The 15,833-nt window shown below is 37.2% G+C and carries 14 protein-coding genes; 13 read left to right on the forward strand and 1 reads right to left on the reverse strand.

What is annotated here, in order from left to right; all coding sequences use genetic code 11:
- The first annotated feature begins 16 nt into the window (after nucleotides 1-16).
- Nucleotides 17-1,894 carry a molecular chaperone DnaK gene (gene dnaK / locus ACZLXV_RS08650; RefSeq protein WP_367336381.1) on the forward strand — a complete coding sequence of 626 codons (1,878 nt, stop codon included), beginning with the start codon at nucleotides 17-19 and terminating at the stop codon, nucleotides 1,892-1,894.
- Between the two features lie 170 nt (nucleotides 1,895-2,064).
- Nucleotides 2,065-3,219, forward strand: coding sequence for a molecular chaperone DnaJ (gene dnaJ / locus ACZLXV_RS08655; protein WP_482383139.1), 1,155 nt, complete (start codon nucleotides 2,065-2,067; stop codon nucleotides 3,217-3,219).
- Between the two features lie 63 nt (nucleotides 3,220-3,282).
- Here dnaJ and ACZLXV_RS08660 read toward each other — a convergent pair whose 3' ends face one another.
- On the reverse strand, nucleotides 3,283-3,741 hold the full coding sequence (locus ACZLXV_RS08660) for a hypothetical protein (RefSeq protein ID WP_482383140.1): 459 nt from the start codon (nucleotides 3,739-3,741) through the stop codon (nucleotides 3,283-3,285).
- Between the two features lie 220 nt (nucleotides 3,742-3,961).
- Here ACZLXV_RS08660 and ACZLXV_RS08665 point away from each other — a divergent pair, with 220 nt between their 5' ends.
- The 11 genes from ACZLXV_RS08665 to topA all read left to right on the forward strand — a co-directional run bounded on the left by ACZLXV_RS08665 (nucleotide 3,962) and on the right by topA (nucleotide 15,832).
- Entirely contained in the window at nucleotides 3,962-4,747 is a 786-nt protein-coding gene (locus ACZLXV_RS08665) for an ABC transporter permease (RefSeq protein WP_022223933.1), read from the forward strand.
- A gap of 14 nt (nucleotides 4,748-4,761) precedes the next feature.
- The gene (locus tag ACZLXV_RS08670) at nucleotides 4,762-5,502 is read left to right on the forward strand and encodes an ABC transporter ATP-binding protein (protein WP_022223934.1); all 741 of its coding nucleotides are present in this window, start codon (nucleotides 4,762-4,764) and stop codon (nucleotides 5,500-5,502) included.
- 55 nt (nucleotides 5,503-5,557) lie between these two features.
- Nucleotides 5,558-7,624 (forward strand): LTA synthase family protein, encoded by a 2,067-nt coding sequence (locus tag ACZLXV_RS08675; RefSeq protein ID WP_482383141.1) that lies wholly within the window; start codon nucleotides 5,558-5,560, stop codon nucleotides 7,622-7,624.
- Nucleotides 7,625-7,774: 150 nt separating this feature from the next.
- Nucleotides 7,775-8,620 carry a sigma-E processing peptidase SpoIIGA gene (locus ACZLXV_RS08680; RefSeq protein ID WP_482383178.1) on the forward strand — a complete coding sequence of 282 codons (846 nt, stop codon included), beginning with the start codon at nucleotides 7,775-7,777 and terminating at the stop codon, nucleotides 8,618-8,620.
- Nucleotides 8,614-9,354, forward strand: coding sequence for an RNA polymerase sporulation sigma factor SigE (sigE, locus tag ACZLXV_RS08685; protein ID WP_022223937.1), 741 nt, complete (start codon nucleotides 8,614-8,616; stop codon nucleotides 9,352-9,354). Before ACZLXV_RS08680 ends, sigE begins: the two co-directional genes overlap by 7 nt.
- Nucleotides 9,355-9,417: 63 nt before the next feature.
- A complete protein-coding gene (gene sigG, locus ACZLXV_RS08690; protein WP_367336376.1) occupies nucleotides 9,418-10,191 on the forward strand; it encodes an RNA polymerase sporulation sigma factor SigG in 774 nt (257 codons plus the stop codon).
- 15 nt (nucleotides 10,192-10,206) lie between these two features.
- The gene (locus tag ACZLXV_RS08695) at nucleotides 10,207-10,467 is read left to right on the forward strand and encodes a YlmC/YmxH family sporulation protein (RefSeq protein WP_482383142.1); all 261 of its coding nucleotides are present in this window, start codon (nucleotides 10,207-10,209) and stop codon (nucleotides 10,465-10,467) included.
- Between the two features lie 79 nt (nucleotides 10,468-10,546).
- On the forward strand, nucleotides 10,547-10,999 hold the full coding sequence (nrdR, locus tag ACZLXV_RS08700) for a transcriptional regulator NrdR (protein WP_022223940.1): 453 nt from the start codon (nucleotides 10,547-10,549) through the stop codon (nucleotides 10,997-10,999).
- Between the two features lie 87 nt (nucleotides 11,000-11,086).
- The gene (locus ACZLXV_RS08705; protein WP_367336373.1) at nucleotides 11,087-12,634 is read left to right on the forward strand and encodes a YifB family Mg chelatase-like AAA ATPase; all 1,548 of its coding nucleotides are present in this window, start codon (nucleotides 11,087-11,089) and stop codon (nucleotides 12,632-12,634) included.
- Complete coding sequence (dprA, locus tag ACZLXV_RS08710) at nucleotides 12,627-13,727, forward strand: DNA-processing protein DprA (RefSeq protein WP_482383143.1); 1,101 nt, start codon at nucleotides 12,627-12,629, stop codon at nucleotides 13,725-13,727. Before ACZLXV_RS08705 ends, dprA begins: the two co-directional genes overlap by 8 nt.
- A gap of 35 nt (nucleotides 13,728-13,762) precedes the next feature.
- Nucleotides 13,763-15,832: a type I DNA topoisomerase gene (gene topA, locus ACZLXV_RS08715; RefSeq protein ID WP_482383144.1), complete on the forward strand. Its 2,070-nt coding sequence runs from the start codon at nucleotides 13,763-13,765 to the stop codon at nucleotides 15,830-15,832.
- Nucleotide 15,833 lies beyond the last annotated feature (1 nt).

The following is a 15,833-nucleotide window of genomic DNA, read 5'->3' on the forward strand; positions in this document are numbered from 1 at the left end:
ATAGGAGGCAATCATTATGAGTAAGATTATTGGTATTGATTTAGGAACAACAAACTCTTGTGTAGCAGTTATGGAAGGTGGAAAACCTGTAGTAGTTGCAAATACAGAGGGAGCAAGAACAACACCTTCAGTTGTTGCATTTACAAAGACAGGAGAGAGACTTGTAGGTGAACCTGCAAAACGTCAGGCAGTTACAAATGCTGACAAGACAATTTCTTCTATCAAGAGACACATGGGTTCTGATTATAAAGTTACAATAGATGACAAGAAATATTCTCCACAGGAAATTTCAGCAATGGTTCTTCAGAAATTAAAGGGCGATGCTGAGAGTTATCTTGGTGAGAAAGTTACAGAAGCAGTTATTACTGTTCCGGCATATTTTAATGATGCACAGCGTCAGGCTACAAAAGATGCAGGTAAGATTGCCGGTCTTGATGTAAAGAGAATTATCAACGAGCCAACAGCAGCAGCACTTGCTTATGGTCTTGACAATGAAAAAGAGCAGAAAATCATGGTTTACGATTTAGGTGGTGGTACATTTGATGTATCTATCATTGAGATTGGTGACGGAGTTATCGAAGTATTAGCAACATCAGGAAACAATCATCTTGGTGGTGATGACTTTGACCAGAAGATTACAGATTACATGATTCAGGAATTTAAGAATAAAGAAGGCATTGACCTTTCAACAGATAAGATGGCACTTCAGAGATTGAAAGAAGCTGCTGAAAAAGCAAAGAAAGAGCTTTCATCAGCTACAACAACAAATATCAATCTTCCATTCATCACAGCAACAGCAGAAGGACCAAAGCATTTTGACATGGATCTTTCAAGAGCTAAATTTGATGAACTTACACATGATCTTGTAGAAGCAACAGCAACACCTGTACAGAATGCACTTAATGATGCAGGCATCACAGCTTCTGAACTTGGAAAAGTATTACTTGTAGGTGGTTCTACACGTATCCCGGCAGTACAGGATAAAGTTAAACAGCTTACAGGACATGAGCCAAGTAAATCACTTAACCCAGATGAGTGTGTAGCAATCGGTGCATCAGTACAGGGTGGAAAACTTGCAGGAGATGCAGGTGCAGGAGATATTCTTCTTCTCGATGTAACACCACTTTCACTTTCAATTGAGACAATGGGTGGCGTTGCTACAAGACTTATCGAGAGAAATACTACAATTCCTACAAAGAAGAGCCAGATATTCTCTACAGCCGCTGATAACCAGAGCGCAGTTGATATCAACGTACTTCAGGGTGAGAGACAGTTTGCTAAAGATAATAAATCACTCGGACAGTTCAGACTTGACGGTATCCCACCGGCAAGAAGAGGTGTTCCACAGATTGAGGTTACATTTGATATTGATGCAAACGGTATTGTAAATGTTTCAGCAAAAGACCTCGGTACAGGAAAAGAGCAGCATATCACAATCACAGCAGGCTCAAATATGTCTGATGAAGATATTGATAAGGCTGTTAAGGAAGCAGCACAGTTTGAGGCTGAGGATAAGAAACGTAAAGAGGGAATTGATGCAAGAAACGAAGCAGACAGCATGGTATTCCAGACACAGAAAGCTCTTGATGAAGCAGGTGATAAGGTAGATGCTGCTGAGAAAGAAAAAGTTCAGGCAGACATTGATGCACTTAAAGCAGTTGTAGAAAAGACAAATCCTGAGTCTATGACTGACAGTGAGATTGATGAACTTAAAGCCGGTAAAGAAAAACTTATGGAAAGTGCACAGGGTGTATTCCAGAAGATGTATGAGCAGGCTCAGGCACAGGGTGCAGCAGGAGCAGGTCCTGACATGGGTGCTGCCGGTGCAGGAGCAGCAAATGATGCAAATGCTGGTGCAGATGATGTTGTAGATGGAGATTACCGCGAGGTATAAAATGCATCAATGCAAAGCATTGATGCGTTAGAAGAATGGTCTTTGACCATTCTTCATAAATATAAGATATGTAAATCATTGATGTGATATAATAAAAATTTCAGGCTGCTGCCTCCACGGTGGCGGCCTTATGGTTTATGTGACGTTTGGTTTATGATAAGGAGTTTTTTATGGCAGAGAAAAGAGATTATTATGAGGTCTTGGGTGTCAGTAAGGGAGCGTCTGATTCCGAGATAAAATCGGCATATAGAAAATTAGCTAAAAAATATCATCCGGATATGAACCCGGGGGATAAAGAGGCCGAGGCTAAGTTTAAAGAAGCATCGGAGGCATATGCCGTTCTTAGTGATGCAGATAAGAGACGTCAATATGATCAATTTGGTCATGCAGCATTTGATGGTGGTGCAGGTGGAGCAGGCGGATTCGATTTTGGCGGTATGGATATGGGAGACATATTCGGAGACATATTTGGAGATTTCTTTGGTGGCGGTCGCTCAAGAAGCCAGAGCAATGGTCCTATGAAGGGTCAGAATATTCGTACATCTGTAAGAATTACATTTGAAGAGGCTTGTTTTGGCGTTGACAAAGAGATTGATGTTACATTGAAAGAGGAATGTGCAACTTGCCACGGAACAGGTGCAAAACCTGGTACATCACCTGAAACATGTAAAAAATGCGGTGGTAAAGGTCAGGTTGTATTTACACAGCAGTCTTTATTTGGTGTGGTAAGAAATGTACAGTCTTGTCCGGATTGTCACGGAACCGGAAAGATTATAAAAGAACGTTGTTCAGACTGTGGCGGCTCAGGCTATATAAGCAAGAGAAAGAAGATTTCAGTATCTATTCCGGCAGGTATTGATAACGGTCAGTGTGTAAGAATTCGTGATAAGGGTGAACCGGGTGTAAACGGAGGACAGAGAGGTGACCTTTTAGTTGAGGTTGCAGTATCAAGGCATCCTATTTTCCAGAGACAGGACAGAGATATATTCTCGACAGCACCTATCACATTTGCACAGGCAGCACTCGGCGGAGATGTCCGCATAAAGACGGTTGACGGAGAAGTTATATATACTGTTAAGCCGGGAACACAGACAAATACCCGTGTACGTCTAAGAAATAAAGGTGTTCCATCACTTAGAAATAAACAGATACGTGGAGACCATTATGTGACTCTGGTTGTTGAGGTCCCGACAAAAATGAATTCAGAACAAAAAGAACTTCTCGAAGCGTTTGATAAAGCTATGTATGGAGAGAAGAAAGAGGAAGAAGAGCCGGAAGACAAAAAACATACAAAAAAAGGCCCATTCGGTAGAAAAAAGAAATAAGAAAATATTAAAAAATGGCTGTTTGTGTTTTATACAAACAGCCATTTTTTGAATCTGTAATACTTACCAATCTTCAATACCTGCAAAAGCATCAACAGTAGGTATTGAAGGGTTTGGTTCATTGTCATCAACATCACTGTTACCAAATGAATCAAATTCTTCGACTGAAATATTTTCCGGGTTATCGTCGAGTAATGTCTGAATCTGTTCCTGTGATATGCCGTCAGGTTCATTTGATGATGTATCTTCAATATCATCGGCAGTAGGTTTGACAACAGAATCTGCCTCAATCTGGGCAAGTATAGCTTTGATTTGTTCGTCATGGTTATCTACAGCAAATTGTTTTTCTTTATTATCACACATATAATATTTTATGACATGACCGCTGTACATTGCAATGTTTTGTTCACCGCATAAATCAGCATTCCGTTTGTATGGAAGCTGGTCATACATAGTAATCTGATAATCTAAATGCACATCATATTTTGATGACAAGATTTCTGACATATGTAAATTATTCATAGAATCCCCCGTTTCTCAAATCATATTTATTTAAAGTATATCTTATTTTAGAAAAAGTAGCAATATTATTTTTGCGAATTGACTTTTTATAACTCTATGATATAATTAGTTTCGAGTTGCTTTTTGACGGATAATGTTTTATGGCTTTCAAAAACATTGTAAAAAGCATTACTATAAGGAAATATGGGAATATATATTAAATATGGAGTAGTAGACAAACATGAATATTAAAAGACATTTAAACAATTTTTTGAGATACAAGTATCTGTTATTTGAACTTGTTAAGAAAAATATCAAATTAAAATACAGAAGATCATATCTTGGTATTTTGTGGACACTTGTAGAGCCTCTTCTTACAATGATTGTACTTACACTTGTGTTTGGTACGTTATTTGGAAAAGATGACAGAACATATCCGGTCTATATTTTGTGTGGACGATTGCTATATTCGTTTTTTTCATCTGCATCAAAAGCCGGTTTGAAAGCTGTCAGTGGAAATGCAGCTATGATTAAAAAAGTGTATGTTCCAAAATATATATATGTTGTTGCGGCAATAATATCAAATTTTGTAACATTTGTTATATCACTCGTTGTACTTGTAGGTGTGGCGGCTGTGCTTAGAGTTGAACCTACATGGCATATTGTAGAGGGACTTATTCCGTTGGTGATATTATTTGTCATGACACTTGGAATAGGACTTATTCTTGCAACTTTAAATGTATTTTTCAGAGACATCGAATATATATGGTCAGTGCTTACCATGCTTATAATGTATGCATCAGCTATTTTCTATACAACAGAGAGAGTTATAAATACAGGAAACGGATGGGTATTTAATGTTAATCCTATCTATATGTGTATAGCAAATTTCCGAAATGCTGTTTTATATGGTACGGCAATGAATGTGGATTATTGTATTCATTCGGCAATTTTTGCGGTTTTAAGTGTGATTATAGGTTCGGTATTATTTTACAAAGAACAGGATAAATTTATATTATATGTATAATTTAGGAGGTTGCTGTGAAGAAGAATGTTGCAGTCAGCGTAGAAAATGTAGGAATGCGTTTTAACCTGAATCAGGAACGTGTCGATAACTTAAAAGAATATGTGATTAAATTCTTAAAAAGAGATTTAAAATATAGTGAGTTTTGGGCTCTTAAAGATATTAATTTTGAGATAAAAAAAGGTCAGCGTCTTGGTGTACTTGGACTCAATGGTTCAGGAAAGAGTACGCTTTTAAAGGTAGTATCAGGTGTACTTAAACCATCAGCAGGAACAGTTACGACAAGAGGTGTTGTTGCTCCGCTTCTTGAACTTGGTGCGGGATTCAGCCCGGAATATACAGGCAGGGAGAACATTTATCTGTATGGTTCGGTACTCGGATATACGAAAGAATTTTTGGATGAAAAATTTGACGAGATAGTCGATTTTTCAGAACTTGGCGAATTTATAGAAGTACCTATCAAGAATTATTCATCAGGAATGAAGTCACGTTTGGGATTTTCGATTGCGACAGTTGTAGAACCTGATATCCTTATTTTGGATGAAGTTTTGTCGGTAGGAGACAAAAAGTTTAGAAATAAGAGTGAAAAGAAAATTATGAGTATGTTCGATAAGGGTGTTACAGTATTATTTGTATCACATTCACTTGAGCAGGTTCAGAGATTGTGCGACAGAGCCATTATACTTGACAGCGGAAGACTTGTAGCGTCAGGCTCAGTTGATAAAGTAGCAAAAATATATAAGAACATGACGGAATAAAATCTTCAGGGTTAATGATAAACAGTGGATGAATGCATATAAAGGGGAATTTTGAATGTATGATTATTATAAGTTAAAGAGATCGGCTAGATATGTATTGCAGTATTTGGTAGTACCTGTATTATTGGAAATAATTATAGAATCATTTAGCAGAAAGTCTTTGGTTTCCGGAGTTGGCTATATGTTTTCGAGTCCGGTATTATTTTCATTTAATACACTTATCATTATGCTGACATTGTCAGTTGCACTCTTTTTCAAAAGGGAGATATTTATATTTATTTCGATAGCAATTGTATGGTTGTGTTTTGGAATAGCAAATTTTGTTATACTGCATTTCAGGGTCACACCGTTTTCGGCGGTTGATTTTACGATGATAAAGACTGCCATAAGTGTATCGGGGCATTATCTTACGGTATTAAATATTTCTATGATGCTTGTCGCTGTATGTGTACTTACTTTTGCGATGGTATCACTTTACAAAAGAGCACCGAGACATCATAAAAGAAACCACAAGCGTATGGTATTTTCTGCATCTGCCGTTGCAGTCATATCATTGGCACTTGTATTTTTGAGAAGTTCTAGTGGTTCTGTTAAGGCACTTGCCACAAATTATACAAATATATCTGAAGCATATGAAAATTATGGATTTGTGTATTGTTTTACAAACAGTATAATCGATGTAGGCATATCAAAGCCGGATGATTATAGCGAACAGTCGGTTAACGACATAATAAATAAAATTGATGACAGTTCAAAAAATCAGTCGAAATCAAAAAACAGTGATGATAAGCCAAATATCATAATGATTCAGCTGGAATCATTTTTTGACGTTGACTATATGAAGGGACTTAAGTTCTCTGAAGATCCGCTGCCGGTGTTCCATGAACTTACAAAAAATTATTCCAGTGGACTTCTCACGGTTCCAACGGTCGGTGCAGGTACCGTAAATACGGAATTTGAAGTGCTCACAGGTATGCGTCAGCGTGATTTTGGTGCTTGTGAATATCCTTACAAAACAGTTTTAAGAAATATGACATCAGAAAGTATATGTAATGATCTTTCTAAGATTGGATACACATCGCATTGTGTCCACAACAACAGTGCGACATTTTATGGAAGAAATGATGTATTGAAAAATCTTGGATTTGACACATTTACTTCTATGGAATATATGAATGGATTACAGGAAAATCCAAACGGATGGGTTAACGATGATGTTATTGCCCCTCAGATAATCAAGACACTTGATTCTACAGATGGTGCAGACTTTACATTTGGTATTACTGTTCAGAGCCACGGCAAGTATGACGTTGATACGGGCGATTATGAACAAAAAATAAAGGTTTTGGGAGCACCGGAAGGGATGGAAAACCAATATAACTATTATGTGAATGAAATTGCACTGGTTGACAAAATGCTCGGAAATCTTATCAAGAGACTTGAAAACAGAAATGAAAAAACTGTCCTTGTTCTTTACGGAGATCATCTTCCAAGTCTCGACATTAAGGCCGATGAACTTAAAAATTCTGATTTATATCAGACACAGTATGTCATTTGGGACAATTTCGGATTGAAAAAGTCAGACAAAGATATGGCTGCTTATCAGCTTTATTCATATGTTTTAAACAAGATTGGAATACATGAAGGGCTGATAACAAAGTATCATCAGCAGACAGACTGGGATAGTGACTACTATCTTTCAGGATTGAAAACTCTTGAGTATGATTGGTTTTATGGAGATAAGTATGCATACGGCGGTATGAACGAGTTTGAGAAAACTGATTTGCAGATGGGAACATATCCGGTTGTGTTAGAGAATGTAAAGAGAAACAGCAAGGGTTATATCGTAAAGGGAAAAGGATTTACAGATTATACTTATATTTACTTTGGCGGAAGGAAGCTTGAGGGATATAAGATTGACAGCAGCCATTATCAGATTACGGATAATATTGAATATGATGAAGATGAAGGATATATGTCTCTTCAGATGGCAAAAGAAAATAATGTCGCAGATGAAGATATTCCAAATGCTTTTATGGCAAAAGTAATAGATGCGGATAATGTTGAATTGAGCAGCAGTAAACCTTTACTTTGGAATTTCACATCGCTTTATCTTGAATAACTTAAAATAATAGAATGATAAAAAGAGGGCAAAACGTTGGTTTTGCCTTTTTTTGTATATAAAAACTGTTGTTTTTGGCACATTTTGACATAATCTGCAAGAAAGATACTGTAATATAAATTTAACATCACATCAGTACAGGGGGTTGTAATTTTATTTTATGCTGATTTTTATTGGATTCTAAACTTTATAATGAATTTATTTCTAGTATGGATTACGGCGTTTATACGCAGAAAAAAGTATACGCCGTTTCGATGGCTCACAGCTTCGGCTGTGGTATCTTTTTTGTCACTGATATATAAAATCCGACTGCTCATGGGAAAAAGAAGTATACCGGAGTTTTTTTTCATGTTTTTTAGTATTATGCTTCTCACGGCATTTTCATATACATATAGAGAGTATAAAGGGAAAAATATATTGAAAGCATATATTAAAGACATGGTATTGTTATTGTTTAGCTCAGTTCTGACTGCCGGAAGTCTTTTATTGGTGAGAAGAGTTATTCACACCGGAGAGAAGGCAAGTATCCTGACTGCATTTGGTTTATCAATAGTATCATTTGCAATACTTTATGTATTATTTGCTGTTTTGCGTAATATGATTAAGAGTGAGGCGAAAAAGTGTGAAGTTACTTTAAAGGCAACGCTTTTTCAGGGGAATAAGCATGTAATAATAAATGTTTTGTATGATACGGGAAATAATCTGTCGAGTCCATATACAAATGAACCTGTAAATATAATATCAGAAAAGACAGCCATGCAGATTGGAATCAGTAAAGTACAGAAACCGCTTCTTATACCGTACAATTCAATTGGCGGAAGCGGTATGTTGGAAACTTTCAGATTTGAGAAAGCTGTATTTCAAAATGGTGAAGTGATGCTGAATTTTTTGGGAGCATTAAGCAAAGAGATAGATGATAACGATGATATTCAGATGATTCTAAATTGCTCCAGCAAAAAACAGAAAAAAAGTGCTAAAAGGAGGACAAAATGGTAAAGATTTCAATGCCAAACAAATTTCAATTCAGAATGATGCCGGAGATAAGAGGATTTATATTTCCTAAAAGAGGAGGGGAGATACATTATATAGGAGGAGCCGAGATTTTACCTGCGCCGTTTACGGTAGAAGAAGAGGAACAGGTGATGAAAAAACTCGGTTCGGATGATGATAAGGAGGCCAGGAGCAGTCTTATCGAGCACAATTTGAGACTTGTTGTATATATAGCAAAAAAGTTTGATAATACGGGTGTCGGTGTCGAGGACCTTATATCAATAGGTACGATTGGACTTATTAAAGCGATAAATACATTTAATCCGCTTAAAAATATCAAACTTGCTACATATGCGTCGAGATGTATAGAAAATGAAATTCTGATGTATTTGAGAAGAAATAATAAACTTAAACTTGAAGTATCGATTGATGAGCCGCTAAATGTTGACTGGGACGGAAATGAACTGCTCTTGTCCGATATTCTTGGCACTGATGAAAATATTATATCAAAGGACATGGAGGATGAAGTTGATAAGAAACTTTTGAGACTGGCACTTGAAAAACTGAGTAAAAGAGAACGCATGATAATTGAATTAAGGTTTGGACTTAATTCAAAGGACGGAGAGGAAAAAACACAGAAAGAAGTTGCGGATATGATGGGGATTTCACAGTCATATATTTCAAGACTTGAGAAAAAAATAATAAGACGTCTCAAAAAAGAGATAGTAAGATTGGAATAATAATAACATAATTGGTAAATCCTATTTTATATAAGCTTAAATTGAGAATATCTGGAGGTTTCGATGGCTGTATATAAAGTAGAGATATGTGGTGTCAATACATCAAAATTACCGTTACTTACAGAGAAAGAAAAGAAAGAATTATTTGACAGAATAAGAAAAGGGGATAAAGAAGCAAGAGAAAAATTTATTAAAGGGAATTTAAGACTTGTATTAAGTATAATACAGAGATTTGGAGCAGCGGGTGAAAACAGCGATGATTTATTTCAAATCGGATGTGTAGGGCTTATGAAAGCTATAGACCATTTTGATGTGACAATGAACGTAAAGTTTTCGACCTACGCTGTGCCAATGATCATAGGAGAGATAAGAAGGTACCTGAGGGACAACAATAGTATAAGGGTGAGCAGGTCTGTGCGAGACCTTGCATATAAGGCGATATATACTAAAGAAGCATTGATGAAACAAAGTGAGGTAGAACCGGGAATCGAACAAATAGCTAAGGTACTCGAGGTGACGCCTGAGGATGTTGCGTTTGCACTTGATGCGATACAAAGTCCGGTTTCGCTTTATGAACCTGTATTTGCAGAGGGAGGGGATACTCTGTATATTATGGATCAGATAAGTGATAAGAAAAATCTTGAGGAAGACTGGGTAGAGAAAATGTCGATAAAAGCAGCGATAGACCACCTGTCTGAGAGAGAGCATCGCATAATAAAAATGAGATATTATGAGGGGAAAACGCAGATGGAAGTTGCCAATGAAATAAGTATTTCACAGGCTCAGGTAAGCAGGCTCGAAAAAAGAGCTTTGAAGGTTATGAAACAATATTTATAGTTATTTGGGGGAAGTATGAGGATTTGTGAACTCAGGGAAAAGGAAGTAGTCAATGTCTGTGATGGGGAGAGGCTTGGTAATATTTGTGATATAGATTTTGAGGAACGTACAGGCAGAATCTGTACACTTGTAATACCGGGTCCATGCAAAATATTTGGGATTATAGGACGTGACAGTGAGTATCTGATACCATACGAATGCGTAAAGCGGATAGGCTCCGACGTGGTGCTTGTTGAAATAGAAGCCGCAAAATGCCTTCATAAATGTGAATGGTAGCAATTTATCCGATGGACAATTAGGGTTTCTTCTATTATAATTATTCTGAATAATGATATTTGACTGGAGGATAATGATTATGAAGTGTCCATTTTGCGGTGAAGCAGATACAAGAGTGATAGATTCAAGGCCGGCGGATGAAAATGCATCTATAAGAAGAAGAAGGCAGTGTGATAAATGCAATAAAAGATTTACTACATATGAGAAAGTCGAATCAATTCCGCTTGTTGTCATAAAAAAAGACCAGACAAGGGAACCGTATGACCGCTCAAAGATAGAGAGGGGTGTTTTCAGATCATGCCATAAACTGCCTATTTCGGTAGATGCCATGAATGCCCTCGTTGATAATGTAGAAGCAGAAGTTTTCAGCAGGGAGGCAAATGAGGTTCCGAGCAGTCTCATAGGAGAACTTGTTATGAAAAGCCTTGAAAAACTCAATGCGGTTGCATATGTAAGATTTGCATCTATATACAGGGAATTTAAGGATGTGGATACTTTTATGGAAGAGCTAAAAAGAATTTTGGACAAATAATTTATTTCAAAATATTGTCATATTAAAAATATTCTGTTAGTATATGAATATGATTTACGGGGATTTACTGTACACGGAGGGAAAATTATGTATAGTGAATCGTTTAGTGCGGCTGTCTGTGGGATAGACGGCTGTGTTGTGCATGTTGAGGCAGATATTTCAGATGGGCTTCCGGGGCTCATACTTGTTGGATATCTGTCATCAGAAGTGAAAGAGGCAAGGGAAAGAGTCAGGATAGCGTTAAAAAACAGCGGATACAGATTTCCGCCGAAAAAAATAACGATAAATCTTTCCCCTGCTGATATAAGAAAAGATGGAACGTCTTTTGATTTGTCTATAGCTGTGGCTATTTTGGCTGCATTTGGCTATATAGACAAAACATTCTTAAAACAGAGTCTATTTATCGGTGAATTAAGTCTTGATGGAAAAATAAAATCAGTAAACGGTGTACTTCCCAGAGTTTATACAGCATATGAAAATGGATTTAAGTATTGCATTGTACCAAAAGATAATATTCCGGAGGCAGAAATCGTAAGTAAAATTAACATAATAGGTGTCTCAAATCTTAACGAAATGCTTGATATTATCAATAGCGGAAAAATTGATGAGCATATATCTAAAGATGAGCTTGACATCAGCATATTTGCGGATGGGACGGATGTTGATTTTTCTGACATAAAAGGACAGGCAGGTGCAAAGAGAGCGGTTGAGGCAGCGGTATCGGGAATGCATAATATCGCACTTATAGGAGCACCCGGAACCGGAAAGACAATGATAGCACAAAGTATTCCGGGGATTATGCCAAAACTCACATTTTCAGAGAGGATGGAACTCTCCAAGATATATAGTGTCTCGGGGCTTTTAAATGAACAGATGCCGGTTGTGGTTAAAAGACCTTTTAGAGCACCGCATCACACGATTACCCAGACTGCACTTGCGGGAGGTGGAAAATATCCAAAACCCGGCGAATTAAGCCTTGCATCATGCGGTGTACTTTTTCTCGATGAACTTCCGGAATTTAACAGGCAGACACTTGAAGTTATGAGGCAGCCTTTAGAGGAAGGATATGTAAATGTTTCGAGATTGGAAGGAAGCTGCCGATATCCGGCAAAATTCCAGCTTACGGCAGCATTAAATCCATGTAAATGCGGTTATTATCCTGACAGAAAAAGGTGCAGCTGTACACAGATGCAGATAAAAAATTATCTTGGCAGGGTGAGTAAACCACTGCTTGACAGAATAGATATTTTTACGGAAACAGTTGTATTAAAATACAATGAAATAAACGGTAATGAAAAAGCAGAGAGCTCAGAAGAGATAAGAAAGCGTGTTGAAAATGTTCATTATATTCAGAAGAGGAGATATGAAAAAGAGGGCATAATATTCAATTCACAACTTCAGGCAGGAATGATTAAAAAGTATTGTGTTATGGAAAGTGAAGCAAAAGATTTTCTGGAGCTTACATTTGACACATTGGATTTCAGTGCGAGAGCGTATCACAAGGTATTAAAGATTGCGAGAACTTTAGCCGACATGGATGAAAGCAGTATAATAAAAAAAGAACATATATCAGAGGCATTGTGTTACAGGTCAGCAGATAAGAAATATTGGAGGTGGCAGAATGTCGATGAATGATAAAAATAAAATATTTGCGTATTGGCTCAGCACAATAAACGGTGTGGGACAAAAAACTATAGAAAAACTCTTAGATTATTTTGACTCGGAAATGGAAATTTTTAATGCTGAAGCTTACAAATTTTATAATATAAAAGGAATAAGACCTGATATTTTAAAAAAAATAATCAATTCTAAAAATTATAACAGTATACAGAGCAGATGGAAAAAACTAAATGACAGTAATATAGGTTTTACATATATAAATGCAGATGATTATCCGCAAAAATTAAAGAATATATATGAACCGCCATACAGTCTTTTTTATAAGGGTGAACTGCCGGATGCGTCAAAGCCTTCAGTAGCAATTGTGGGTGCAAGAAATGCTTCATATGAGACTAAGTGCATAGCGGAAAAATTTGGAAGAGAACTTGCAAAATACGGAATACAGATTATAAGCGGACTCGCGAGAGGGGTAGACATAAAGAGTCAGTCAGGGGCAATGTCGGTTGTCAACGGAAAAACATTTGGCGTTCTCGGATGCGGAATTGACATATGTTATCCTAAACAGCATATCGGCGAATATATGAAAATGCAGGAGAGAGGTGGGCTGATTTCAGAGTATGCTCCGGGAGTATTTCCGGCAGCTGGTAATTTCCCGAGAAGAAATCGTATAATAAGTGGTTTATCGGATGGGATTCTTGTTATACAGGCAGGAAATAAGAGTGGTTCACTCATTACGGCAGAACTTGGTTTAGAACAGGGAAAAGACATATTTGTCGTGCCGGGAAGCATAAATGATGATTTTTATCAAGGAAGCAACAGACTTATAAAAGATGGTGCGGCATTAGTTACAAATGTGAGAGATATTCTCGATGCTCTCGGCATATTTTATAGTGAAGATATTGACTTAAAAAATAAAAAAAATAATCTTTTGCTTGAAACCACTGAAAAAATAGTGTATGCTAGTTTAAGTTTGGAACCGGCACATGTGTCAGAAGTTGCAAAACAGACAGGGATGAAGATTCCGGTTGTGATGGATAGGCTTATATCTCTTGAATTAAAGGGGCTTGTCACTATGATAGGAAGCAACTATTATGCAATAAAGATATAAGGTGTTGCAAACTTTGTTGAAAGGAAGGAAACAGTATGGCTAAGAATCTGGTAATTGTTGAGTCGCCATCAAAAGCTACGACTATTAAAAAGTTTTTGGGAAGTTCTTATGAGGTGGTTGCCTCGAACGGTCATGTGAGAGACTTGCCAAAAAGTCAGCTCGGGATAGATATTGAAAATGATTTTGAGCCTAAATATATTACCATCAGGGGAAAGGGAGAACTTCTTGCAAAACTTAGAAAAGAAGTGAAAAAGGCAGATAAAGTATATCTTGCAACTGACCCGGACCGAGAGGGAGAGGCAATTTCGTGGCATTTGTCAAATGCACTTAAACTTGATGTAAAAAATGCAAGGCGTATTACATTTAATGAGATAACAAAAAATGCTGTTAAACAATCAATAAAACAGGCAAGAGAGATAGATATGAATCTTGTTGATGCGCAGCAGGCAAGGCGTGTGCTTGACAGAATGGTAGGTTACCAGATAAGTCCGGTTTTATGGGCTAAGGTTAAGAGAGGGCTAAGTGCAGGAAGAGTTCAGTCGGTTACACTTAGAATTATCGCCGACAGAGAAGAACAGATAAATGCATTTATAGCGAAAGAATACTGGACTTTATCCGGAGAATTTCAGGTAGCAGGCGAGAAGAAACCGCTTGTTGCAGATTTTTATGGAACAACAAAAGAAAAGATTGCAATTGAATCAAAAGAACAGGTAGATAAGATAATAGAAGAAATACAAAAATCTGAATTTAAGATTTCAGATATAAAGACTTCCGGAAGAATAAAAAAGAGTCCGCTGCCTTTTACCACAAGTACATTGCAGCAGGAAGCCGCAAAGACATTAAATTTTGCAACACAAAAAACGATGAGACTTGCGCAGGGACTTTATGAAGGTGTTGCGATAAAAGGAAGAGGAACTCTTGGCCTTATAACATATCTTCGTACTGATTCGACACGTATATCAGAAGAAGCAAAACAAAGTGCAGCTGAATACATTAAAGAAAATTATGGCGAGGATTACCTTAATCAGGAAGAAAAGTCTAAGAAAAACTCAAAAAAGATTCAGGATGCACATGAGGCTATCAGACCGTCATATGTTGATTTGACGCCGGCACAGGTGAAAGAGTCTTTGTCGAGAGACCAGTTCAGGCTTTATCAGCTTATATGGAAACGCTTTCTGGCCAGCCAGATGTCTGCTGCAAAATATGAGACAAAATCGGTTAAGATAGATTCGGATAAGTACAGATTTACATCGGCATCATCAAAGGTAGTATTTTCGGGATATTTATCAGTGTATCAGACGGATGAAGATAAAGTAGATAAAAAAACCTTGTCGAAAAAACTTGAGAAAGATATGAAACTCGAGCTTGGACAGATAGATAAAAAACAACATTTTACACAGCCGCCGGCACATTTTACTGAAGCATCGTTGGTAAAAACTCTTGAGGAACTTGGAATTGGAAGACCAAGCACATATGCACCGACTATTTCGGTTATTATAAACAGGCATTATGTGGCAAAGGAACAGAAAAACCTGTATATTACTGAACTTGGTGAAGTTGTAAATAATATCATGAAGAAGTCATTTGCAAGTATCGTTGATGTTAATTTTACAGCTTATATGGAAGGACTTTTAGACAGAGTGGAAGACGGTTCCGTAAAATGGAAAACAGTCGTTGAAAATTTCTACCCTGATCTTCATGAGGCAGTTGAACTTGCGCAGAAAGAACTTGAGCAGATAAAGATAGAAGATGAAGTTACTGATGTCATCTGCGAGGAATGCGGAAGAAACATGGTTGTAAAATATGGACCACACGGTAAGTTTTTGGCGTGTCCCGGATTCCCGGATTGCAGAAATACGAAACCCTATTATGAAAAAATAGGTGTAGAGTGTCCTAAATGTGGTGCGGATGTTGTGATAAAGAAAACCAAAAAAGGCAGAAGATATTTTGGATGCAGTTCATATCCGGAATGTGATTTTATGTCATGGCAGAAACCATCTGCCGAGAAATGCCCGGATTGTGGCGGGCCGATGGTTGAAAAGGGAAATAAACTTGTTTGTATGGATGAACAGTGTGGTTTTGTGAAGGCAAAGGAAAAGGAATAAA

Source organism: Butyribacter sp. (assembly GCF_056818865.1).

What these genes read in the sequence shown, in the direction of transcription:
- dnaK (WP_367336381.1), top strand. Translation starts at nt 17, where the DNA reads ATGAGTAAGATTATTGGTATTGATTTAGGAACAACAAACTCTTGTGTA.
- dnaJ (WP_482383139.1), top strand. Translation starts at nt 2,065, where the DNA reads ATGGCAGAGAAAAGAGATTATTATGAGGTCTTGGGTGTCAGTAAGGGA.
- ACZLXV_RS08660 (WP_482383140.1), bottom strand. Translation starts at nt 3,741, where the DNA reads ATGAATAATTTACATATGTCAGAAATCTTGTCATCAAAATATGATGTG.
- ACZLXV_RS08665 (WP_022223933.1), top strand. Translation starts at nt 3,962, where the DNA reads ATGAATATTAAAAGACATTTAAACAATTTTTTGAGATACAAGTATCTG.
- ACZLXV_RS08675 (WP_482383141.1), top strand. Translation starts at nt 5,558, where the DNA reads ATGTATGATTATTATAAGTTAAAGAGATCGGCTAGATATGTATTGCAG.
- sigE (WP_022223937.1), top strand. Translation starts at nt 8,614, where the DNA reads ATGGTAAAGATTTCAATGCCAAACAAATTTCAATTCAGAATGATGCCG.
- sigG (WP_367336376.1), top strand. Translation starts at nt 9,418, where the DNA reads ATGGCTGTATATAAAGTAGAGATATGTGGTGTCAATACATCAAAATTA.
- ACZLXV_RS08695 (WP_482383142.1), top strand. Translation starts at nt 10,207, where the DNA reads ATGAGGATTTGTGAACTCAGGGAAAAGGAAGTAGTCAATGTCTGTGAT.
- nrdR (WP_022223940.1), top strand. Translation starts at nt 10,547, where the DNA reads ATGAAGTGTCCATTTTGCGGTGAAGCAGATACAAGAGTGATAGATTCA.
- ACZLXV_RS08705 (WP_367336373.1), top strand. Translation starts at nt 11,087, where the DNA reads ATGTATAGTGAATCGTTTAGTGCGGCTGTCTGTGGGATAGACGGCTGT.
- dprA (WP_482383143.1), top strand. Translation starts at nt 12,627, where the DNA reads ATGAATGATAAAAATAAAATATTTGCGTATTGGCTCAGCACAATAAAC.
- topA (WP_482383144.1), top strand. Translation starts at nt 13,763, where the DNA reads ATGGCTAAGAATCTGGTAATTGTTGAGTCGCCATCAAAAGCTACGACT.